The 586-nt window shown below is 69.6% G+C and carries 1 protein-coding gene; it reads right to left on the bottom strand.

Going from position 1 to position 586, the window contains the following annotated elements; translation table 11 throughout:
* A partial coding sequence (locus ABD371_RS35780; protein ID WP_344486981.1) for a beta-ketoacyl reductase occupies positions 1–586 on the bottom strand: 586 nt, incomplete at both ends.

Genomic DNA, 586 nt, shown 5'->3' with positions numbered 1-586 from the left:
CGGCGGGCGGGGGCCCGGACGAGTCCGCTCAGCAGCGGCGGAACCAGCCCGCCGGCACGCAGTGCGGCGAGGTCGAGCTTCACGGGTACGAACAGCGCCTGGTCGGTGGCGGACGCGGCGTCGAACAGCGCCACACCCTCCTCCGCCGACAGCGCCGCAACGCCACCCCGGCTCATTCTCTCTCGGTCGGCCTCCGCCAGCTCGCCGGTCATCGCCGACGATTCGGCCCACAGACCCCAGGCCAGCGACGTCGCCACCAGACCCTGAGCCCTGCGGTGCTGAGCCAGAGCATCCAGGAACACATTCGCCGCCGCGTAGTTCGCCTGACCCGCACCACCGAACACACCAGCGGCGGACGAGAACAGAACAAACGCCGACAAGTCCAGGTCGCGGGTCAGCTCGTGCAGATTCCACGCCGCGTCCACCTTCGGACGCAACACACCCGACAACCGTGCGGAAGTCAGCGACCCGACCACACCGTCGTCCAGCACACCCGCCGTATGCACCACGGCCGACAGCGAACGCCCGGCGAGCACACCGGCCAGAGCCTCACGATCAGCGACATCACAAGCCGCCCACTCCACCT

The sequence above is a fragment of the Streptomyces amakusaensis genome, assembly GCF_039532665.1.
In the GTDB taxonomy this organism is placed as follows: Bacteria; Actinomycetota; Actinomycetes; order Streptomycetales; family Streptomycetaceae; genus Streptomyces; species Streptomyces amakusaensis.
Note: the sequence above shows the minus strand (reverse complement) of the source record. Positions and strands in the feature narration are given on the sequence as shown.